Origin of the sequence: Streptomyces sp. NPDC053076, assembly GCF_044546845.1 — a bacterium.
Lineage (GTDB): Bacteria > Actinomycetota > Actinomycetes > Streptomycetales > Streptomycetaceae > Streptomyces.
Genome location: NZ_JBITZL010000030.1, coordinates 1 through 1029 on the forward strand (window position 1 = coordinate 1; position 1029 = coordinate 1029).

Below are 1029 nucleotides of genomic sequence, written 5' to 3' on the forward strand. Positions count from 1 at the left end.
TGGGCGCGGTGGCCGTTGTCGCGGAAGTAGACCTCGCCCAGGGCCTCGGCGGCGATCTGGCGGAGCTGGTCCTCGGCGGCGCCTGTCTCCTGGGCTTCGAAGAGGCGTGCGGCGTGGTGGGGCGGCAGGGCGACGGTGAGGTGGCGTACGCGGGCGTCGTCGGTGCTGCCGGGCGCGGCGGTGTAGCCGAACCGGGCCTGCACATCGATCATGATGCCGCCGGTGGTGGCCGCTGCCTGCTTCGCCCTGGCCCTGATCTGCGGCTGCCAACGCACGCGGACCTCACGCTGCAATCGGTCGGCGAGCTCCGGCCGGGGCTTTTTGATCTGGTTCCTCACATACCGTTCGACGGTGCGCTGGCTGATGCTGAGCAGCTCAGCCACGCGCCGGGTGCTGCGCTGGTGCTGGCGGACCAGGTAGCGCATCTGCGCCCCGGCGGTCTTCGGGATGGGGCGCGTGAACGCGCCCTGGACCGCTTTGTCGAGTTCTTCGCCGATCGCGACCATCGCCGTAACTGCTCTATTCTCCGGTGTCCTTGGCACTGACCTCGCCGGTCTTGATGTAGCGGGCGAGGTTGGCGACGTGGCCGTCATTGGCGAGTTGTTCGAGGACGTCGGCGCCCCACAGCACGCTCTGGGTGCCCTCGTGCTTGACCATGCCGGGGGAGACGCCGAGCCGGAAGCTGCCGGGCACCGTCTTGCCGTCGGTATCGTAGGGCAGGACGTCGAGCGGGCTGGGGCCGTCGGCGGCGTAGACGGCGCAGTCCGAGAGGACTGCGACGGGGTACTGTCCGGTGGCCGCGGCCAGGTGGAGCATCTTGCGGTGCATGTTGATCCGGGCCCGGGAGATGACCGCGGCGCGGATGTCGGGCCGCCAGGTGGGCCGGGCGAGGGCGGCCCAGGGCTGTCCCGGCTTCCAGCCGCCGCCGCGCGCTTTCTCCCGCAGCTTGCCGATGCCGCCCTTGACGGTCATCTTGACGGCGTCCACGACGATTGCCAGCTCCGGATCACGCTGCTTGTAGCCGTCCAT

1 protein-coding gene and 1 pseudogene are annotated in these 1029 nt (G+C 70.2%); both read right to left on the reverse strand.

All coding sequences use genetic code 11. From position 1 onward, the window contains the following. A partial coding sequence (gene tpg / locus ACIGYR_RS39055; RefSeq protein WP_399608424.1) for a telomere-protecting terminal protein Tpg occupies positions 1-506 on the reverse strand: 506 nt, incomplete at its 3' end. Between the two features lie 13 nt (positions 507-519). Continuing rightward, positions 520-1029 (reverse strand): annotated as a pseudogene (locus ACIGYR_RS39060) (transcriptional regulator); the annotation flags it as partial.